The organism is Paenibacillus sp. GQ49 (assembly GCF_059759055.1).
Window position 1 is genome coordinate 1 of the sequence record NZ_JCAXEL010000023.1, and the last position, 20,991, is coordinate 20,991.

Consider the following 20,991-nt stretch of genomic DNA (forward strand, 5'->3'; position numbering starts at 1 on the left):
CTATATAGAGGAGGTTATCTAAGATGGATAACGCAAGTAAACCCATAGCGGAGACACTTAACCCATTCGATTACACCCTTTCTATCATTGGCGAGAAGTGGAAGATGAAAATCATGTATCAACGGTCACACGCTAAGGCGAACTCAAAAGGCGTGTCCCCGGGATCACGTACAAGGTATTAACCTCTCAACTGAACGATTTGGAACATGAAGGTGTGATAAAACGAGTGGAGTATGATCAGACTCCGCCCAAAGTGGAGTATTCCTTAACCCCCCGAGGCAAGAGTCTAATGCCCATTCTGGAGGAAATCTGCAAGTGGGGTGTGCATAACGTACCGGAGGCACAAACGTTGCATGAATTATAGTGAATTGGGTTGATAAGTGCGAAGGGCTTCATCCAGAACAATGCTTCCCAAGCAGGATTTCCACCTACTAAACTTCGCAACCGAAGGTTGGTCGCACCGAAGGTTGAGTTATTAATAAAAAAAAGCAGGTGAAGAAAAACAAATTGTTTTTCTTCACCTGCTTTTTTAGTGCCATATAAGACAGTCTTGTTTCACATTCTGCGCCACCAAAATTTTCTACAAAATTGGAACATACGATCTAATGACGAATGATCTGATTTGTCTATCGGGATATTTCATTTATGACCCCAAAACTCGTATATCGTGCGCTTTGACATCACTGGTGTGTCATAAAGTTAATGGGAATCGTTCTCTTTTGGTCTGCATACCAACCATCATATATATAGGAATCCATTACTGATTTAAAAGCTAGCGAAACAACAGTGTCTTCCGCCACCGTCTTATCATCTGTTAAAAAATTCATGTCATTATTGGTGGTCTCATTATTGTCGAGAGGCAACCACTTTGCATACAACTGCAACGTTCTAGAAGTGATTCCCAGATCTGACATCTTCAATTCGAAATCATAGGCCCTGGTAAAACGTGTATCTCTATACCACCCTTCGAACACAAATCCTGGCTTCACTGGAGGTTCAGGTACTTTGACTTTATCTATACCTCCAAGGAGGGTCTGAGAAGCCACCGCTGAACCACCATTAGACTCGAAGTTCACCGTATGGGGCTGTCCATAATGTGCGCGTAACTCAAAGTTTCCTGTCACTGGCGTCTCGAAATTGTAAACATCTTCCCAAGGCTCACCATATACGTACCACCAGTAAACTATCCATCCATCACTTCGTGGAGGAGAGGCCTCAGGTCTAGTAACCACATCGCCCTCTGCCACTGACTTTTCAACCACTTCAGTTAAATTACGTAAAGTTACCGTATATAAGACCTTCCATTTTGCATACAGCGTGATGTTCGTCGTCACCGGTGTTTCAAAATGATAAGCATTGGTCAAAGCTTCATCGCTATACCAACCGATGAAGGTATAACCTTCTCGATGTGGTGCGGCAGGTGCAGAAACCACTTCCCCTTCCAGCACCGGCTGCTGATCTGTCACCGCTGAACCATCCTTATGGTCGAAGATTATTGTGAAGATTGGTTTCCATTTCGCATACAACGTGAAATTTGTCGTTACCGGTGTCTCAAAATTATAGATAATGGTCAAATCTTCATCACTATACCAATTGCCGAATTCGTAACCTGTCCGCATCGGAGATGCCGGCGCCGCAATTTTAGCATTATACTCCACTGTCCCGGCATTTACTGCTGAGCCGCCTTTACTATCAAATCTCACAGTGAACTCAGGCAGCCACTTCGCATACAACGAAATTTCACTCGTCACCTGAGCCCTGAAATCGTAGAGCATCGTCAAATTGCTGTCACTGTACCAGCCTTTAAACACATAACCTTCGCGCGTTGGACTTGAAGGCTCCTTAGCAGATTGTTGATGGTACACGGACTGACTACTCAACTTCTTGCCGTCGCTTATGAAGCTTACCTCATAGCTATTCAGTATCCATGCTGTGTATATCTCATAATTCCTCATTATTGGTGTTGTGAAGTCAAATGCTTGGTTCCGCTTCTCTTTATCTCTCCAGTACAAGAACGTATGATTTGGTTTCGTTAGTGGCTCAGGTGCCACTGCCACACCACCTTCAGTTACCAGCTGATCGATTGGCTCAGTCTTTTGTTCATCATAGAAGCGAACTCTATACTGTATTTTTTGAGCAACTACCCATTTCACATACAAGGTGATATCACCATTTACGATTTCGGTTGTGAAATTATATGCCTTTGTCAAATCTTTGTCGCTAAACCAACCTCCGAACACATATCCCTCCCGCGTTGGTGGTTGAGGTGCCGCAGGTTTTGTTCCTTCGTAGACCGCCTGATTGGATATTTCTGTCCCACCATTACTGTCGATGCTCATCGTATACCCACGCATCCACTTCGCATACAACGTAATATTACTCGTCACCGACATTGCGAAATTGTAAGGTTGCGTAAGATCACTGTCGCTGTACCAACCTCCGAACGCATGATCTTTCTTCGTTGGTGTGACTGGTGCGATGACAGTTTTTCCATAAGCTAACGTTTGATCAGGAACTTCTTCCACTCCACCATTACTGTTAAATTTGACAGTATGCTGGTCTATGTCCCACTGAGCGATATACTCGATATCTTGTGCAGGCATGGTTACCGCTGGGACAGCTGACCACCCCTTGAATTCATGACCTGCCCAAGTTGGATCACCGAAATGTAATGAAGTCGTTGATCCGTATTGTACATCTATCTCCTTTGCAGGTGTATTCAAGTCATTGTAATCTATGGTCAACTTATACGTATTGCGGGTATAATACACCCGTAGAACCGTTGTACCGTCGCTGGCAATATCGGCATCTAACACAGTTCCTGGAAGAGCTGTATTTACAGTAAATCCTTCGTAAGACCTGAGTGATTCTTTAGGCAGAGTTACCCTCGTATTGGTTATACCCCGATGCGTTTCTACATCTGCAACCGTGTAGGTTGGATGCCCTATATTTTGCTGTAAGTATACGACTTTGTATGGCGTATCATCCCTGACTGTCCAGTTTGCGGTATAAGTCGCGTTATCCGTTGGCATCGTATTTGGGACATTCGGTGACCAACCCGCAAACGTATATCCCGTTCTTGTCGGAACTGGAATTCGATTAACGATATTTTTATAAATTAGATCCGTTAGTTTACCTTCCGGTGCTCCCTCATAACCTAAATTAAAAGTTAATGTCCGACTTATCGGTTTGTAATAAATATTAACAACCGTTGAACCATCGCCCTTAATATAGATACCTTTTACTGCAACTTCATTATAACCACGATCTCTATATTTGTTAGAGGTTATACGGATCTCTGTATTTGTTGTTCCTGTCTTCATTTCGGAATCCGTAAGCACAGATAATTTCTGTGAGTTTGCATCTATCAAATAATGATTGACTTTGTACGGTGTGTCTGTGTTCACAATCCAACGTGCATACAGTTTTTGAATACCTGTAGGCATCCGGTTGGGAATGTCCACTTTTGTACCACCATAGGCAGAAGTATACCAGCCATCGAAAGTATATCCCGGATTTACGGGGACTTTGTTTTTCACTTGAATGGCTGCATTAAAGGCAGCAGTCACAATCTCAGATGGTTCTCCATTGCTTGGATCGAACTCGATCGTAAGATCACCATCCGCACTTTTAATCCAGTTCAGTGGGATCGTACGCTGAATCGGAGCTGAAGTGAATGACATCGGCGCTCCCTTCCAAGTAATAACTAATTTAGCCGCACTCGATGGAATCGTCTTATTTCTAACTTGTACCCCTTTTTTATCAAGCAAAAATCTGAAGTTATCACCGCTTAATTGAATATCAAATTGTGAACTATCATATGTTTCTTCCGTCGTTATACCTGTTTTCAAATTAAGAGTATTCATCTTGAAAAATGACTCTGGTAAATTGCGAGAGTCAGCATTTCCTCTAAAGAGCAACCCAAGCTCATCATCCTGTGGATAGGCGAAGTCATAGACGTTCTTTTCTTCCCCAATCGTATACAGTGGCCACTCTTCATCCGCCAGTTCTACGCTATCCGAGAGCGCTCCATCGCCTAATTGGGCGCCAAGTGCCACCTCCAAATAGATGCCGATCTCGACGAACAGGGCCCCTAAAGACTTCGTGGTCTTCACTCCGCTAATATTTTTTAGCTGATAGTAGAAGTAACCCCACAGATTCACATACACGCCTGGTTCTACAGCAATTCCGATACTATTCAGATCAACACTGCCAATTCCCGCTTGAACCTCCATATGAATACCGGCTCGCAAACCGAGCGTCCCCATTACATAGAAGGTAAACTGGTAATCGCCGTCTTCTGGCAAGCTAACCGTATTACTCGAACCACTGAAGCTCAATACACGTAAGGTCACTGAGTAGCGCTTAGCCATCTTGTAATAGAAATCTGCCCCGATGGTTAAGTTCACCTGCGCGCTAACTACAAACTCAGCTTTGAATTGGACTTCAATAATCCCCAGTGCCACACGCACGCTCTTTTCAAAGAGTGTCTTCTTGATTAATGGAACCCATTCCGTTTTCTGACTCAACATCTCTTGATACTGTTCCTTCAATGATTCCGCGTCTACGGCGGTATCTTGCACACCCTCCATGACCGCTTCAATCTCTGTTGCAATGTTCCGCACCTGACTAAATTTGCCAGAGGTCTTCGCATCCAGCCAGTCCGTCAGAGCAGCTTCCAACTTATCTGGTTCGACAAGAGCCATCTCTGCCGTGATGTTCATCCCGGTATAGCTATAAGCATCCAGATTCGCTGTAATTACATAATCATCAATGACTGGGAAGATGGCATACCAATGCCACTTCGTCTCCGAATTCACACCGAGATCCAGGCTCATCTCCTGAACGAATGTACTGGTCATATGAATGATCAGGTCGCTATCTTCACTAACATTCACAACAATATCCGCGCCCACTTGCAGCGTAGCACTCACACCGGAGGATCGGCCGTTAATGTTCTTCAGTTTTGTGCCAAGTTTAGCAACAACGGTCAGATTCTCCACACTTACCCTACCACTGTCACCAGAGAGGGCACGTGATGCCTGAGCATTGATCTTCTGGATCTCCTCTGTCTCCATCGCCAGTTCTGACAGATATTCCGCCGCTTGATCAACGAACCCGCTATCTAAGGCTTGCTCCTCAATCTGTTCTTCGAGCTGTGCGATCTGGTCTTTCGACAACAACTCTTCGCCTTCAATGGCTTGCTTCTGATAGAGGTCGAATGCACTCGTGACGTCATCTAGCGTAGCATCGGTATACGTAATGATATTCATTTCTGCCGCAGGCGTAATTGACGTGATGCGCCCGTAACCAGTGGCCACAAAATCCGATTGGGCAAATCCACCCTCATAGAACCCGATAAAGTCGCCTACATCCACTGTCGTCAGCTCATCCAGACCGAGTGGCTCATACATGCTGTCACTATAGTTCATCACAGTCTGCTCAACCGTGATGGAATGGTTATCAGGATCATTGTCTGTGTCTGCATTTTTGCTCACTGGCAGCACATCCGGTTTGAACAACACTTGATTGATGTCCGCTTGACCATAGGTGTAGGTCGTACCGTTCACCGCTGAGATCTGGACATAGGCGACATCGCCATTGTCTTCACCGGTTGTTTCTAACGTGCGCAGATCAGGGCGAACCCCTTGATAGATGGCGACGGTATCGCCAGCTTCAACCTCGGTGCTTCCGTTATATACGAACGTACCGCTGCTTGCATTGGCTTCAGCCAGCGTATTTCCACTACCACCTACCGTTGTGGCGACTACAGGAATGGCTGCCGAACCAACCTCCGTGCCGTTCAGCATCATATCCGTGACATCCGCAAAGGACAGGTAGATCATGCTCGTATGCAGTGGGATGTCCATGATTTCTTGCTTCCCAACGCCAAACACATAGATTCTCGTCGTCGCGTCTTGGCCTTGGAAGGTCAAGTTGTCGTCTGTCAACGTAAGTTCATACGTGTTGCCTTCTACGAAATGACCACCTTCTACTGCGGACGCTACCGTGAAGTCGCCGTTCCCTCCTGTGACAGTGATCCCCTCAAATTCAGGATTAGCTGTATCCTCAAACGTCATGCGAGCTTTGACCTCAGATGCCGTTAGGCTGCCCGATGTGTCTTGTACAGCAATCGTATAGTTCGTCGCGACATCCAATACCGAGTAGCTAGGAGTGCTCTGTACGGCACTGTCCACGCTATCCGTATACTTTGCATATAATGTCGTATCTGCGGTCAGGGTACTGCCGCTTGCAAAGATGAGTGAAAGATCCCTATCCGTAAACCATCCTTGAAATATATATCCATCCCGCGTTGGAGCAGGAAGATTATTGAGCACCTGGCCTGGTCGTACCGTCTGCGCAGCGACCGCCGAGCCACCGTTGCTATCAAACGTTAGTGTATACGCGGTGGAACCCGTTCCGGGGTTACCTCCAGGTGTTGGCGCTGGTGTCACCGGTTCCGTCGGTGTTACGCCACCATTATTACCGCCGGGTGTTGGTGTTGGGTTTACCGTTGGAGTTCCCGGTTGGGTCGGTGTTGGCGTTGGTGTTGGTGTTGGAGTAGGCGTCACCGGCGTTTGATTCTGGTTTTTCCACGCTTCCACAACCTCGTTGTTGCGCATGAATAGAACCGCCGCTTCCGCGCGAGTCGCTTGCGCACGCGGATTGAAGTTGCCCTTGGCGTCTCCGGTGAACACACCGGCTTGCCACAGCTTGACGACCGCGTTAGCCGCCCAAGACGAAACATCCGCAAGATCACCCGGCTCTGTCGTGAACGGATTCTCGGTCTGATAAGGAATCTGTTCGCTTTCGAAATACCGCAACGTCATCGTCGCCATTTGCTCCCGAGATACGGTAGCATCCGGCGAATATTTTCGATCCCCCGTGCCTTCGGTAATACCTTGCTTAACCGCCCATTCGACATATGGCGCATACCAGCTACCCGCCTGTACATCGGCAAAGCTCGAAGTGGAGTACGCCCCGGCATCGACTCCGGCCATCCGTCCAAGTGCCGTTACATACATGGCACGTGTCATTGTCCCCTTAGGAGAGAAGCTACTCGCGTTCGTTCCGCTGAATATGCCCTTCTCCTGCACATGGACGACTGCATCATAGAACCAGTCGGTGGGACTCATATCCTGGAATCCAGTGGATGTGGTTACTTTTGTCATCTGCATCGGCAGTTCAGCCGCTACTGCCGATTGCGCTGGTAATAGGGGCACGGCAGAAACTATTAAGCTGATCACTAGCATCCACATCAGGATCTGCCGGCTCAACTTCCATCCCTGTCTTACTTTCTTCACTTTCATTCATCCCTTCTATGTATAGATCAAACTAAAAAAGACCATCCAAAATTCGACTGCTTTAAGGTACGATAATGCCAACTTTACAGATTGAATTCGTTCACCGACCTTTCTTATCAGTCGCAGTCGAATTGTGACACCAATACATGCAAATTATGTCGTTTTTTCTTCCGTATTTTATCATGCGAGATAGGGGCGCTTGTGAATTATAAAGAAAACTTTAAGTAAGCAACTACTCGCAAGTGAGAACATCAATGACATCAAAAATAGCGGCGTAGGGAAGGTAACTCCCACACCACTATTTTTTTATGAACTCTTAAGCTAGTCTGCAATCCATTGCAGATAATTCGCGTGTCAACGATTCACCTACCAGAATCGACTATAACGAACTGCTCTTCCCCCAACGCAGTCTTTGAGGAAGTGAAAAAATACTAATATGCCTCTTGGGTTTCAATGAAATAAAAGGCTCCTGCTGATTATTCGCCACATTGTGGGCGATATGCCTGAAGCGCAGCCCGCTTTCGAACTCGGGATTAAGCGCAATCGGGATGCCCTTATGTACGGAACGTATAATTTCTACATCGGCATGGATCACGCCAATCACACCGATATTGAGAATATCGATAATATCCTGCATCTTTACCGTTGCCGAACGGGCTTCCTGTCCGTCGGCCATATTAATGATGAGCTGTGGCGGAGCCGGAATCATATCTTCTAATAATCCGATTACGCGATCCGCGTCCTGAAGCGATGTACGATGAGGCGTAGTAACGACAATAGCCTCATCTGCTGCCAAAGCCGCATTCCAGAATCCATTTTCAATGCCTGCCGGCGAATCGATCAGCACATAATCATAGTTCTGGGCTATTTGCTGTACAACCTCGCCAAAAACTTGCGGATCATCGTGATGCACCGTGTCGTTACTACAGGAGATAAAGGACAAGGTACTGATTCGCTTATCTTTGACGATCACTTGATGTAAAGCACATCGACCCGTCAGAAAATCGGAAATATGATACCTTACCCTATTGCTCAAACCAAGCGGAATATCCAGATTTCTCAATCCAAAATCAGCGTCGATCAGGCAAACGCTGCTCCCCGATAAGGCAAGGGCAGTCCCGAGATTAGCTGTGACCGTTGTCTTGCCAACTCCACCTTTCCCTGATGTGATACATATAACTCGTGCCATCGGAGCCACTTCCTTCTTCAAGTACTAATGCGGGACAGCAATACAACCATTTCTTCACGTATTATCGTTTGATCCGGCTCGAATGAACGTCCTCTTAGCTAATAATCAGTTACAATTTGATGAAATATGTCGTTATATCGACCAATGTGATTTTATCATGATGGATTATCCTACTTGAGAAACCTAAAGAAAACTTTAAATCCGTGCGTATTGGATCGTTTAATTCTTCGGAGAGATGGCTCATCATTTGACGAGGATGGAAAAGTGCAGACCAGTGTTGAGGAATTCAATATTTTGAGTCGATTACGAAGCTAGTGGAAAAAACAAAAAAATGGGAAAATAGCGTCAGGTACTGCTCCAACGCCATTTTCCCATTTATAATAGACTACCAACCTTATCGCTATATTTATGCTTGTGACGTACTGGTAGCAACCAGCATATACCCGCTCCCCCGAACCGTAATGATTCGCTCAGGATCGGCAGGGTCAGACTCGATTTTTTTGCGTAAATTACTAATGTGTACAGCGACGGTTCTTGTATCCTCCAGACTTTGCATTCCCCATATGATTTGAAACAACGTATCGACACTGACGACACGATTCACGTTTTGTGCCATATAGGACAGCAGACTGAACTCTTTTTTCGATAAATAGATAGGTTTACTCCCCGTGTTGACGGACTGACTATAAAAATCCAGTGTCAGACCCGGTAACTCCAGCAGTTGTTCCCTTTTGCCCGTCGACACTCTGCGAAGGTGAGCCTTAATCTTGGCCATGAGCACTCCAGGACTGAATGGCTTGGTCACATAATCGTCGCCACCATAGGATAATGCGCTAATTTTCACTTCATCTTCCTCTTGGCTGCTCAGAAACATGATCGGCGCACTGGTGAAGTTACGCGCATTCCTGCACCAATCAATGCCGTTTTCATTAGCCAGCAATATATCCAGTACAATTAAATCTGGCTCGAACGATGCAAGCAGCTTCATGGCTTCTGTCCCGCTATGGCTGTAAGTGGAGATAAACCCCTCCCGTTCACAATACACCTGAACAATCTCGCATATATGAGGATCATCATCAACGATCATTATTTTGTGAGTGTCCATCCCATCATCCCCTTCCTTCATTGCCGATACAAGGAAGCGTTACATAGAATGTCGCCCCCTTCTTACCATCGCTCTCCGCTCGAACCTTCCCTCCATGTGCGAGTACGATTTCCCTGCAAATCGCTAACCCCAGCCCACTGCCCTCTATTCCGTTCCCCAAGCCAGGCTGATCGTATCTGTAATTACGTTCAAAAATCTGCTCAAGCTGGTCTGGAGGAATACCCATTCCAGAATCCTGTATGCTAATGATAGCTCTGCGAGCATAATTCACCTCTTCCACAGCTAGCGCAATACGCACCAGCCCTCCGTTGGAGGTGAACTTCATCGCGTTCGACACTAGATTAAACAAAGCTTGCTCTACTCTTTTCGCATCCATCTCGACAACAGGCAAGTTAGGGCGCTGGTCCTCCGTATCTCTGATATCCAGTATGAAATCTAATCCTGCGTCACGCACAACCAGCTCATATTGTTCAAAAAAATCACGCAAGAAGGGAATCATCTGAACCGGCTCCATGCGGTACGAGACTTGTCCGGTCTCCAAATGCGACAAGAAGGACAACTCCTCGATCATGCGGTTAATCCTTATTGTGTTCTCCTGGATATACTTCAGATATTGTTCATTACGTTCCGGCTTGACCCTGTCCTGTATAGCTTCTACATATCCTAACATGCTGGACAACGGCATACGTAGATCATGCGTAATGTAGGCAAGAAGTTTCTTCCTCCCTTGCTCGGAGTGAAGCAACCGGTCATACGAAGTGCGGAGATCATTATGAGCCATAGATAAGGCCTGTGTGCGCTCATCCACGGTCCGTTCCAGATTCATATTCATTTCGATCAGCTTGTCGTTAGCGTTCTGCAACTCACGTGATATTTTCTCCTCATTGGATGCCGTCCTCGTAAATCTCGAAGAAAGCAGAACCATCTGTGCCATCGTAAATATCAATAAGCCAAGCGGGGATGTATTTCCGATCAGCGACCAACCGTTGTAATATAAAAAATCGTTGACTACCGTGACCAAAGTAATCACCGACACCAGCAGGAAGATCAACGCTCCCTCCATACGTCGCACAGCCGCTTGAACCAGCCCGATCATCAGATAGACCATATGTAGAACAACCACAACACCGATCATCAACAGAAATTTCGTATATATAATTGCAGGGGTTACCACCACAAGGATACAGAATGCGCCAGTTACAATCCGGGTACCAAGACGAAACCATCGCGATACGTAATTCGGAAAAATGCAATCAAAATACATGGTGATGATATAACCGCTGAGACAAAGAATCAGATACTCGATCTTGAACTGCAATTCCCAAGGAAAGTGAGGAAGCCATTGTGTAATCATGATCTCTCCGCCCAACAAGGAGCGAATACCGAACAACACGGTGAACAGACCAAAATACAACGGAGCCTTGTCCTTGCGTCTCAGCATGAACAACAGTAGATTATATAAACCTATTACCAGCAGGCTTGCTGTGATGAACATGTCTGCAGCAATTTTCATATTTGTTTTAAGCGTTAACATTGTACTGCCACCTAGTTCTATAGACTTGGTGATGCCGCCACGCTTATGATTAAAGTTGGCTACTTGCATAACCAGCTCCACAGTGTCGTTTTCAGGCTGAAAATACACCAGCTTCGTTTGCAGATGCGGGGTCACGTGGTTCTTGTCCTGACCTACCTCCCCAACTTCCGCCAGCAGCTCGCCATTCACCCATAATTTGTACGCATGAAAAATGCTGGGCAGCCGCAGAGTAAGCCGCTCGTTTCGATCCTGCTCGCTTAGTTGAATCATCAGTCGATAGGTTGCATAGCCTGTACCGCTCAGCCGCTGACCTTCTAACGGATAGCCTAGCCAAGAGCTCGGGATGCTGATCCAGTGGTCCTGATTTCCTTCCCTTGCCGAACGAACCCGTATGTCCTCAGGCGACAGTAGCTCTTGCCAGTAGAACGACCACTCCCCTGTTAACTTTTGCGGATTCGTACTGAGCTGAACCTGCCTTAAATCCAGAATACCTTTTTCACTTTGGAACTTAGGAGAGTCCGGCTCAGAGAGGACGACATAGCCTGCAACCAAGCCAACAATAACGGCAACAACGATATAAAACCACACCTTACGAGAACCGACTCGGAGAATTCCCCTCATGATGAATCTAACCCCAATCTCTAAGAGCGCAATAAGTAAGTTTATTTATCCAAATGATATCATCATTATAGGAGAATGTACCCTGCAAATTTCTAGCAGGAGTCGTTAACAAACATCACGATGAAGCTCTTTTGACGACGCGCGCTTAGCTGGGCACACCACCACAAAAAAAAGTACGCACTTTGAAGTGCATACTTATTATGAAGGAAGCTTATTCGTAATGGATCATTCGAGCACAATCTGCATGTGCCAGATTCACAGACACTTCATGAACTATTAATAAATTAGCTATTTATATACAAAAATAGGACACTCCACAGCTTTCGTAGAGATGCGTGATAATGTGTTTGTTTCAACCATGTCGATTCGCTTAAATCCGCCTCGCTTCGATTACTCCCTCTCCATTTGAAATATTCTAGCGAACTGAACTGAGAAATTTGCGGGATGTATCCTGACTCTTAAACGAATTGAGGCATATGATCTGTAGAGAAAGGAGTTAAAAGAAGAAAGAAATTGAGTAACTTTTTTCCTAAATAATTTATATTTGTTCATAAAACCAAATTATTTTATTTACTTTTTTTTACTTTACTTATATATATATCAATGGTATATTTTATGAAGAATTCCGGGATTCTACATAATATGTATAGAGGAGATTATACTAATGAAAAAAAAGCTTGTTAGTCTTACACTTGCAGTAGCCGTTCTTATGGTTCCATTGAGCCAAGCAATGGCAGATACCATCGAACCAACCGATGGAGGATCTGTAGATTTGACTAATGTAAGATTTGTTTCAAATGATCTTACTACTCTACAAGATGATACTGGTGGTGGCACTTGGGATTATGGTACTACTCCAGTAATATCTGGTTTCTCTATTAAGAAAAAAGTATGGTCTAACTACAACCACCGTACAAAAATACATTCATCTACAGCCAGTATAGGTACAACTATTTCGCGTAGCGGACAAGTTAACAAAGAGATCACTTCCTATGCTAGTGCAACTGGTGACACTGGGGATCAAACTCATGCTTACTGGAATACGTACTAAACTTTAAACTTAATATAACATTGTTATATTTGGTAAAACGAACTAAATTCCACGTTTAACTACGGAGTTTAGTTCGTTTCCATTTATTCTACATTCTTGGAAGGGAATTAGAACATTGAAAAAAAATATTATCTTTTTTATCTTGTGCGCCTCTTTGTTAACATTCTATAGCAATTACAGACTCTATGATCAAAAGATATTAGAGCAATTCTATTCATTAGATGAACATATCGGTTATGAGTTTTTTATTCCGGAGACTGAGTTGCTGGCTGATCCAGACGTAATCTATCCTATCTTGGCAGACACATCCTCAGACCTCCAGGTAAATATATTTCGCTCAGTTATTAACAATAAACCTGATAACCAAATGGAATTCATGAAATACATATTGCTTAATCGAAAAAGCTCTATGTTTGATAATATTAAACTGGAATCAGGAAGAGTTCTTGATACTACAGACTCTCAAAATAAAGAAAGATATATTTCAACCACGTCTAGTCCAGATTCCGATCAGGTAGGAGTAATTAAAGAATTTGGTGGAAATAACACTATTACGATAAAGCCTCTTATAAGTGCTTATGATTATTTGCCTGTAAGCGGATACTACTACATTGAAACCAGCGAAAATAACCTGATTCCATTTTTAGAACAGTTCTCTCTTAATTTACGTGAGTTTTATAGTCAAAAAGGGGTATCCGTTCAATATTCACCTGCTACATTCACGATTTATAATTCTACAAAAGTCGGTTTCCCTTCAACATCCATGGTTGATGTAACCAACATGTTATATATTCTAGTTATAATAACAGCTTTTTATATGCTTTATTATAATTTCAAGGAAACCAAGCGTGTGGGTATATACAAGTTATTGGGAATTCCAACATTGAAAATATGGTATTATTTTATAGGTAAAACAATTGTTATATCTTCCTTTATAAATTTATTTATGGTTCTAATATTATCTATTGTGATTCCCAACTCTAACCCACATTTCTTTTTCTATTCACTCTTTGAACAATTGAAATTGCTAATATTAATAGTTGTTCTAACATTACCATCCTATATTTACATTTCTCGTACTGACATAAAGGAAGCGATTAAGAATAAAAAATATACTAAAATCATATTTGCAATGAATACACTGCTTAAAATAATTACTACGATTATAGTCATATCTCTATTTTCTACATTATCTGGTCAATATAATACTCTCAAAAGTGAACAAGATGACCTTGAAAGTTGGAAAAAAAGTAATCAATATGGTGTATTTTATCCTGTAAACGCAGGATATGATGCCACTGATTTCCAGAACAGCGCAGTGCAGTATATTAGAACAACAGCAGGCCAACTTTATCCTGTTTTGAACGAACTCGGCTCAGTTTTAATTAATTCTCGTCAGTACGAGGAAATGGCACTTTTGTTAAATAAAAATTATGAAGGAATCCGTTCTTTGCAAGTTAACCCCAACTATTTGAAGGAATTTCCTGTATATGATACAAAGGGTGAACCCATTTATATACCTGAAGAAGAAGTTAGTTGGATTATTCTGGTTCCTGAAAAATTAAAAAATCAGGAAAAACAGATTGTCCAATTCTTTAGAGATGAACGCGATCAAAGAGTTGTATTTGAAAAAGAACAACTTAAAAATGAGATTTCACCATCTACTGAAATGCAAAAAATTCAAATTATTTGGTATGCCAATCATCAGGACATTTTTAGCTTTAATCCCGATGTGAACCCCAACAATAATAATTTAATTACAGAGCCTATTATTCAGGTCATTACTGAACAAAACAGCCTAGTAGGGGATCGGGATGCAATTCTAGGTAACGGAAGTTCAGATCCCATCAAAATCAAATTAATCGACGGTGATACCGCTAAAACATATGGCTTTTTAGAATCAACTTTGAAAGAATTAAAATTGGATGATAACCTGCATTATCTAATCACTGTTGATCAGTACATTGCGGAGAAAGTATATGCGCTTCAGCAACGTTTCTATTCTACTTCAGTTGCTTTAGCGATCAGCGTGCTGATTCTTTGCTTTCTCCTTATTCAAAATCTATCCATTATGTTCAACAAATTTCAACAAAAGTTTATTATCAGGGGAATATTTGGCCTGTCTATACCCAGAAAGTACAAAGAGTTCATCTATATTTTCGGTATCTCTTGGATAATAATAGGCATCTGTTGCTATCTATTAGGTATCTTGAATTTGGCACTACCTATCTCTTTATTCTTTGCTCTTATTTTGTTGGAGTTATGCTTCTCAGTAGTTTGGCTGACTCGGCTTTCGTCTAAACATATCATCAAATTATTGAAAGGCGGGCAATAAATTGAACCTTCCATTGGTATACGAACTTCGCAATGTATCTAAGCGTTACGCCACTCACAACGTGTTAAGTAACCTTAATCTGGATATTCTACAAGGTCAGATGGTAGCTATCGTTGGAAAGAGTGGTTCTGGTAAGTCAACATTATTGAACATGCTGGGCATGATCGAGAAACCCGACAACGGAAGTATCAAATTCTATAATGAGATTTTCCCTAAACCAGGGAGCAAAAAGCAGTCCATTATATTACGCAATAAAATTTCATATTTGTTCCAAAATTACGCTTTAGTAGACAATGACCGTGTGGATGAGAATCTAAATATGGCTCTTTGCTACAGTCTTAAATCAAAAAAGGAAAAACATGATCTGAAAATAGAAGCTTTAAATAAAGTAGGATTGTCCATCCCTTTGAGCAAAAAGGTATACGAATTATCCGGTGGAGAACAACAGCGTGTGGCACTAGCCCGAATATTATTAAAGCCTTGTGATGTTGTTCTGGCTGATGAGCCAACAGGTTCTCTAGACGTAAGCAATCGTGATTTTGTTATAAATATGCTGACTGAGCTTCACCAACAGGGTAAAACAATTGTAATTGTTACCCACGATGAAGTTGTGGCTGGACGATGTGAACACATTATCGAATTGTGAAATACTACACCTACTGGAAATAAATAAAATGGAAATCAGGTATTCTGGTACTTATACACTAAACACTCCTTTTTCAAAGTGTCCAGCTATGGATACCAGAATACTTCCATAACGGGAGTTGCTCTCTCCTATCCGTTCATTAATTTTTAAGAGATGATTGGAGAATTGAAACATCAATTTATAACCATCGGATGTATGCCCGTACATTTCCCGATAGTTACCTTTGGTATAATTATCCACTGTTTTCCGCCAGAAAGATTGGCCGATCTTATTGTTCTCCGATGGATTGGTGAACAACTCCCAGTTTCCTTTAAACATTCCGAAGATCGTCGATGCCGCGTGTTCAGCAACGCCTACACCTCGAAATGGCTGCATCAGAAAGAATTCATGTACGAAGAAATCTATTCCTTGTGAGCAATAAGGTGGCGTGGCTACGAACGCAAATCCTGCCGGTAGGCCATCCACAATCATGAGGAACGGATAAAGACACTCCGGTTTTTCCCACCAAATGTTTTGTACATCATACTGATCCTGTAACGTTGTATAATCAGGACTTGGCTCAAAAATGCCATGTTCGTTCGGGGTATGCTCTCCACCCAGACCATAATGTCCGGATAGATCATGAAGGTATAGCGGGTACATATTTTTAATCACATACGCCTCGTCTTTATTCGTTAATTTCACTTCTATATGCATATTCACCAACCTTACCAGATGATTTGAAAACTTATTTCATGAACTCTCAACGCGCATCCTAATATCGTCAATTTAATTGTACGCGTAATTAAGAACCTCGAATATGTAAAAAAGCTTTAATAACCATTCTTTATTCTTACAGGAAAAAGCCACATTCGATTGCTCGAACATGGCTTCTATAGTTTCATCCCTTTTTGCAATACACAATTTTCTTGATGCTATCGATGGATAAACAGTATTGGTCCGCAAGCTGATCGATGGTCGTTCCCGCAGCAAAAAGCTTGCGGATCTCGTCGTTCCGATCCTGGACAATCCTTCTGCCACCCGAATTCTCGCCCCACTTCTTGTGGGCATCCTTGGGCCTCGGAATGTAGATCAGACCTCCGGGGATATGACGCTGTATTTCTCTGAGCAATTTTTCCGGGAAGATTGTATCCGCATTAATATATTTCACGTTGCTCCACTCCTTAAAAGTTAGAATCTTTAAGGCAGCAGAGTCGTACGATGAACGCATTGGATATGCACTACAATGATATGGCGGAAATGGATTTCACGCTCTATACAAACAACCGCCGTTGTTCATCGCATGGACTCTGCATAGAGCGGATCGTGAAACTTCTTATGAAACGAATCATGGTAGCCCCCCATTCAGTTAATCTTATTCGTGCTGAAGAACTTTTAACTGTCTATTCCATAATAAGGTTTACTTTCCTTCATGGCAAAATCTACACGTCGAATCTGTAATATACCCCTGTTAATTCTTCTGATACGCTCCATAGCTTGTTTGAAATGTTAGCGTCATATAATTTTTCGATGATCTTAGCGCTCCTGGGATAGCCCTTAGTGCCGCCCATACCACTGGGAGCAATATACTCCCCTCCCGTGATCGTCGGATCTGCTGCAGCATATAAGGTAGGTAATGCCCCCATATGTGCCGGTTGACTAATGATTTTCAAAAGACTGCGCATGAATATATTGGTCTGTTTCCCAGAACCGAAAGAAAATAGATTGGTATGCGAAATTCCTGGATGAGCGGCGATACTCATGGAATCAATATGGGCGGAATTAAATTTATTCTGCAGCTCTCTCGCAAACATCAGATTGGCTAGCTTGCTTTGACTGTAGAACTTCATGGGATTATATCCTTTGGAGCCATCTAAATTATTAAAATCAATCGCACCATTATGAGCTGCCATACTACTAACAGTGACAACTCTCGATTTTGGAGTAGAGATCAATCGAGGCAATAGTAGACCCGTAAGCGCAAAATGGCCTAGATGATTACTACCAAACTGTAATTCAAATCCATCTTTCGTCAACTGGAATGGAGGGTTCATAATTCCTGCATTATTAACGAGAATAGACAAAGAATCGTATTGCTCAAGAAAAGCGGCTGCGAACTCACGGATACTAGCTAAATCGCTAAGGTCGAGCTGCATAACGATTACCTCTCCAGCTACATGCACAGACGACTTTATTTTATTAGCTGCCTTTTCACCTTTTTCCAGGTTACGAACTGCAAGGATAACTTTTGCGCCTTTTTCAGCTAACGCTAATGCCGTTTCATACCCTAACCCGCCGTTCGAACCTGTCACAATCACTACTTTATCGGATACAGTCGGGATGATGTCTTTAGTCCAAACTTCGCTCATTTGTCTACACACCTTTCTTATCTCTTCCTTGATACCCTAATATCCAGCGTTTGAAATCTTTTATCCCCCACCATACTGGCTTAAACTCCGTTCCAGCATCCCTCTAACCTGCTGCTGCAGTTCGAGCGGAGACACCACCTTCACTTCCGGCCCATAGGAGAGTAATTTCCGGGCTGTAAAAGAAAACTCCTCGGGCGGAACAAGTCCGCGCCATTCGTTATCTTGAACCGACTTGAACAACACATCTGACGCAGCAATCCTTGCTCCAAATTCCGTGAATTGCAGCACCACTTCTACGCTTGCTCTATCTTCTTTGGCAGCTAGCCATGCCTTTAGACTTGGAACAGATTTATCCACTGATTCCATAACCGTCAATTGCTGCATGCGATCCACCCGATACAATAATACGCGGTCCTTATTTCGGGCTGGCATGTACCAATGTCCCTGCTCATAGTAGATGCCATAGGGAAAGACCTGGACTTTTTTACGCCCATTGCGGGCATGATACATAAATTGGATCTCTCTCTTTTCTACCGCTGCACTCAATATCTCGGTTGTTAAAGGCTCGGAATGCTCACCAGGATGCTGGACAAAGGTGATATGCTCTCTCATTCGCATAATGAGATCCTGTACATCTTCGGGCAAAGTAGAGAAGTATTGCTCAGCCAGATGTCCACGCATTGATCCATATGGAAAATCCGGTACTTGCTGTAGATATTCCAGCATCATAAACAGCCCTAATGCCTCCTGCTGTGTCAGTTGAAGAGGTGGCAAAATCCGATTGGGCAACACCCGGTATCCACCGTTCACGCCAACTTCTGTGTACAAGGGAAAACCCAGCGCCTGCAATGCATCCAGATCTCGCTGAATGGTACGAACCGAGACGTCGAAACGTTCTGCCAGTTCCCTAGCAGTGAATTTCTGTCTGGAATCCATGAGACGCATGATAGCCAGTTTCCGATGATTCATAAATTCAACATCCTAACTACGTCAACTTTTGTCATAGTTAAAGTGTATCATACATTGTAGAAGGGAGCGATGAACATGTCTGATAACAAAACCATTTTGTACATTGCTATGAGTTTGGATGGATATATCGCAAGACTGGACGGTTCGGTCGATTGGTTATTTGATGTGGAGGGTGATGGTGAAGACAACGGGTATGCTGCATTTTATAAAACGATCGGTAGCGTTGTTATGGGACGTTATACGTATGAAGAGGTGCTCACACTTTCCGAAGAATTTCCCTATGCGGATCGCCCAACGTATGTGCTTTCCCGCTCGGAACAGCCGCCCGCTCCGCATGTACAGTTTACAACCGAGGCGGTAGAGACGCTCATTCCCCGGTTAAAGCAGGATTCTGATGGAGATGTGTGGATTGTGGGTGGTGGAATACTGGTTGAGGCTGTGTTAACCAAAAAAATGCTGGATGAGATTGAAGTGGCCATTATTCCTAAAATTCTTGGTGAAGGCATCCCCTTATTCCCGACAGGCACTGTGCCAAGTCAATTTAAAATGCTTCGAACCCAGACGCTCGGACAGATTATTTCGATTCGTTACGAGGTACAAAACAGCGACACAACGGATAAACCCTCGAATGTCTAGATAAGTAGAAAGGGAAAAGACCATTCTTATGATAAATGGACCTCATAAAGTTAGACACCATCTAACCATTGGGGTACCCGTTCATGAAAGAGTGGTCTTTCCATTACCATGTATCAAGTTATCCTATCAGTCCTCGTACATATTCCGCTAACACCTCTGCCGTCCTACGGTGAGATAACTTGCCTGGATGGGTGCGCGCCCCTACCGTCTCTTCGGTTGTATCAGGAAGCTGGATGATTGAGACCTTACGATCTCCTGTCCCGTTTGTATACGCATCAACCGCCCGGTAGATGGCAGGCATCATGGGAAAACCAAGCATGCCATAAGCCCATACGAGTTGTGCATCCGGATTGTTTTTCCGAAGTTTGAACAGGAACTGCTCCACTGCTTTCTCAAAAGCGGTCAGATCCTCTTCATGATACGTACCATCTTCGTTCAAACGCTGCTTGTACACCTTGCCCGTGTCGGGGTCTTTCCACTCAGGTGACTGAAATGCACCCCCATCATTGCTACCCAGATTCACGACCACCACATCCGGCTGCCACGAACCAAAATCATGCTCATCTCCTGCACCGAGCGCTTCATTACGCTCACCAGTAAGCAAGCCACAGACCTGTTCGTAATACTCGGGGATGTTCCCCTTTGGATTGTTATCCCAACTTGTCAGCACACCCCAGCCACTTTGCGAGATGACCCGGTATTCTGCATTCAGTGCTTCTGCTGTCATGAACGTATAATTATGTATAGCGCTGAACCACATCGGAATCCAATCTTCCTCCGCTTTCGCTCCAATCGCCCCTTCACCAGATGTAATACTGTCACCAATGAACTCGATCTTGTGCGGTTTTTCCTGCACAGGCAGGAACGCTCCATCGGATTTCACCGTATGAATCCGCAAGGCACAACCCGGGTCACCACTCATCGCTTGAACATCTTTGACGATCCGTACATTCTTCACCACATTCGCGTTCATGCCTCGGAATACACAGACCCAATACCTTCCCGCCGTTAACATCTGTCTGCTCACCGGAACACCGTTGATCAGAATGCTGATCCATGACTCATACATGTCATACTGCGACTCTACCTCAACCCATAGTTCGGAGCCCCGTACATTAAGTTCAACTGCACTCCCCGTCCAAAATAACGTCAACGGCGATCGCTCTCCAGTTGTTCTGCCATGCACTTTAAGATGTCCGATCTCAGGCAGAGCATATACCTTTAAATTCTCATTAGATATCACGGTGCAAACC

Annotated in this window: 13 protein-coding genes and 1 pseudogene; 5 read left to right on the forward strand and 9 right to left on the reverse strand. The window is 43.7% G+C overall.

Going from position 1 to position 20,991, the window contains the following annotated elements:
• Positions 1-23 precede the first annotated feature (23 nt).
• Positions 24-364 (forward strand): annotated as a pseudogene (locus AC6CIF_RS27160) (winged helix-turn-helix transcriptional regulator).
• A 316-nt stretch (positions 365-680) separates the two neighbouring features.
• Here the strand turns inward: AC6CIF_RS27160 and AC6CIF_RS27165 are convergent.
• The 4 genes from AC6CIF_RS27165 to AC6CIF_RS27180 all read right to left on the reverse strand — a co-directional run bounded on the left by AC6CIF_RS27165 (position 681) and on the right by AC6CIF_RS27180 (position 11,753).
• Positions 681-7,310 carry an InlB B-repeat-containing protein gene (locus AC6CIF_RS27165; protein ID WP_498202246.1) on the reverse strand — a complete coding sequence of 2,210 codons (6,630 nt, stop codon included), beginning with the start codon at positions 7,308-7,310 and terminating at the stop codon, positions 681-683.
• Positions 7,311-7,683: 373 nt separating this feature from the next.
• Positions 7,684-8,493 (reverse strand): septum site-determining protein MinD, encoded by an 810-nt coding sequence (minD, locus tag AC6CIF_RS27170; RefSeq protein WP_498202247.1) that lies wholly within the window; start codon positions 8,491-8,493, stop codon positions 7,684-7,686.
• A gap of 406 nt (positions 8,494-8,899) precedes the next feature.
• Positions 8,900-9,598, reverse strand: coding sequence for a response regulator transcription factor (locus AC6CIF_RS27175; RefSeq protein WP_498202249.1), 699 nt, complete (start codon positions 9,596-9,598; stop codon positions 8,900-8,902).
• A 4-nt stretch (positions 9,599-9,602) separates the two neighbouring features.
• Complete coding sequence (locus AC6CIF_RS27180) at positions 9,603-11,753, reverse strand: sensor histidine kinase (RefSeq protein ID WP_498202250.1); 2,151 nt, start codon at positions 11,751-11,753, stop codon at positions 9,603-9,605.
• A 664-nt stretch (positions 11,754-12,417) separates the two neighbouring features.
• Here AC6CIF_RS27180 and AC6CIF_RS27185 point away from each other — a divergent pair.
• From AC6CIF_RS27185 to AC6CIF_RS27195, 3 genes are all read left to right on the forward strand, one after another.
• Entirely contained in the window at positions 12,418-12,804 is a 387-nt protein-coding gene (locus tag AC6CIF_RS27185; RefSeq protein ID WP_498202251.1) for a lactococcin 972 family bacteriocin, read from the forward strand.
• Between the two features lie 115 nt (positions 12,805-12,919).
• A complete protein-coding gene (locus tag AC6CIF_RS27190; protein ID WP_498202252.1) occupies positions 12,920-15,139 on the forward strand; it encodes a DUF1430 domain-containing protein in 2,220 nt (739 codons plus the stop codon).
• Position 15,140: 1 nt separating this feature from the next.
• A complete protein-coding gene (locus AC6CIF_RS27195) occupies positions 15,141-15,785 on the forward strand; it encodes an ABC transporter ATP-binding protein (protein WP_336763182.1) in 645 nt (214 codons plus the stop codon).
• A gap of 51 nt (positions 15,786-15,836) precedes the next feature.
• Here AC6CIF_RS27195 and AC6CIF_RS27200 read toward each other — a convergent pair whose 3' ends face one another.
• The 4 genes from AC6CIF_RS27200 to AC6CIF_RS27215 all read right to left on the reverse strand — a co-directional run bounded on the left by AC6CIF_RS27200 (position 15,837) and on the right by AC6CIF_RS27215 (position 19,102).
• A complete protein-coding gene (locus tag AC6CIF_RS27200; RefSeq protein ID WP_498202253.1) occupies positions 15,837-16,481 on the reverse strand; it encodes a hypothetical protein in 645 nt (214 codons plus the stop codon).
• A gap of 184 nt (positions 16,482-16,665) precedes the next feature.
• Positions 16,666-16,935: a CD3324 family protein gene (locus AC6CIF_RS27205; RefSeq protein ID WP_498202254.1), complete on the reverse strand. Its 270-nt coding sequence runs from the start codon at positions 16,933-16,935 to the stop codon at positions 16,666-16,668.
• Between the two features lie 271 nt (positions 16,936-17,206).
• A complete protein-coding gene (locus AC6CIF_RS27210; RefSeq protein WP_498202255.1) occupies positions 17,207-18,133 on the reverse strand; it encodes an oxidoreductase in 927 nt (308 codons plus the stop codon).
• Between the two features lie 60 nt (positions 18,134-18,193).
• A complete protein-coding gene (locus AC6CIF_RS27215) occupies positions 18,194-19,102 on the reverse strand; it encodes a helix-turn-helix transcriptional regulator (RefSeq protein WP_498202256.1) in 909 nt (302 codons plus the stop codon).
• A gap of 69 nt (positions 19,103-19,171) precedes the next feature.
• Between AC6CIF_RS27215 and AC6CIF_RS27220 the strand changes: the two genes are divergently transcribed.
• Positions 19,172-19,738 carry a dihydrofolate reductase family protein gene (locus tag AC6CIF_RS27220; RefSeq protein WP_498202257.1) on the forward strand — a complete coding sequence of 189 codons (567 nt, stop codon included), beginning with the start codon at positions 19,172-19,174 and terminating at the stop codon, positions 19,736-19,738.
• Between the two features lie 118 nt (positions 19,739-19,856).
• On the opposite strand, the gene AC6CIF_RS27225 is transcribed toward AC6CIF_RS27220, so the two are convergent.
• The gene (locus AC6CIF_RS27225; RefSeq protein WP_498202258.1) at positions 19,857-20,981 is read right to left on the reverse strand and encodes an SGNH/GDSL hydrolase family protein; all 1,125 of its coding nucleotides are present in this window, start codon (positions 20,979-20,981) and stop codon (positions 19,857-19,859) included.
• Positions 20,982-20,991 lie beyond the last annotated feature (10 nt).

Bases quoted from the DNA above. Each gene is read 5' to 3' on its own strand.
- AC6CIF_RS27165 (WP_498202246.1), bottom strand. From the start codon at position 7,310: ATGAAAGTGAAGAAAGTAAGACAGGGATGGAAGTTGAGCCGGCAGATC.
- minD (WP_498202247.1), bottom strand. From the start codon at position 8,493: ATGGCACGAGTTATATGTATCACATCAGGGAAAGGTGGAGTTGGCAAG.
- AC6CIF_RS27175 (WP_498202249.1), bottom strand. From the start codon at position 9,598: ATGGACACTCACAAAATAATGATCGTTGATGATGATCCTCATATATGC.
- AC6CIF_RS27180 (WP_498202250.1), bottom strand. From the start codon at position 11,753: ATGAGGGGAATTCTCCGAGTCGGTTCTCGTAAGGTGTGGTTTTATATC.
- AC6CIF_RS27185 (WP_498202251.1), top strand. From the start codon at position 12,418: ATGAAAAAAAAGCTTGTTAGTCTTACACTTGCAGTAGCCGTTCTTATG.
- AC6CIF_RS27200 (WP_498202253.1), bottom strand. From the start codon at position 16,481: ATGCATATAGAAGTGAAATTAACGAATAAAGACGAGGCGTATGTGATT.
- AC6CIF_RS27210 (WP_498202255.1), bottom strand. From the start codon at position 18,133: ATGAGCGAAGTTTGGACTAAAGACATCATCCCGACTGTATCCGATAAA.
- AC6CIF_RS27215 (WP_498202256.1), bottom strand. From the start codon at position 19,102: ATGAATCATCGGAAACTGGCTATCATGCGTCTCATGGATTCCAGACAG.
- AC6CIF_RS27220 (WP_498202257.1), top strand. From the start codon at position 19,172: ATGAACATGTCTGATAACAAAACCATTTTGTACATTGCTATGAGTTTG.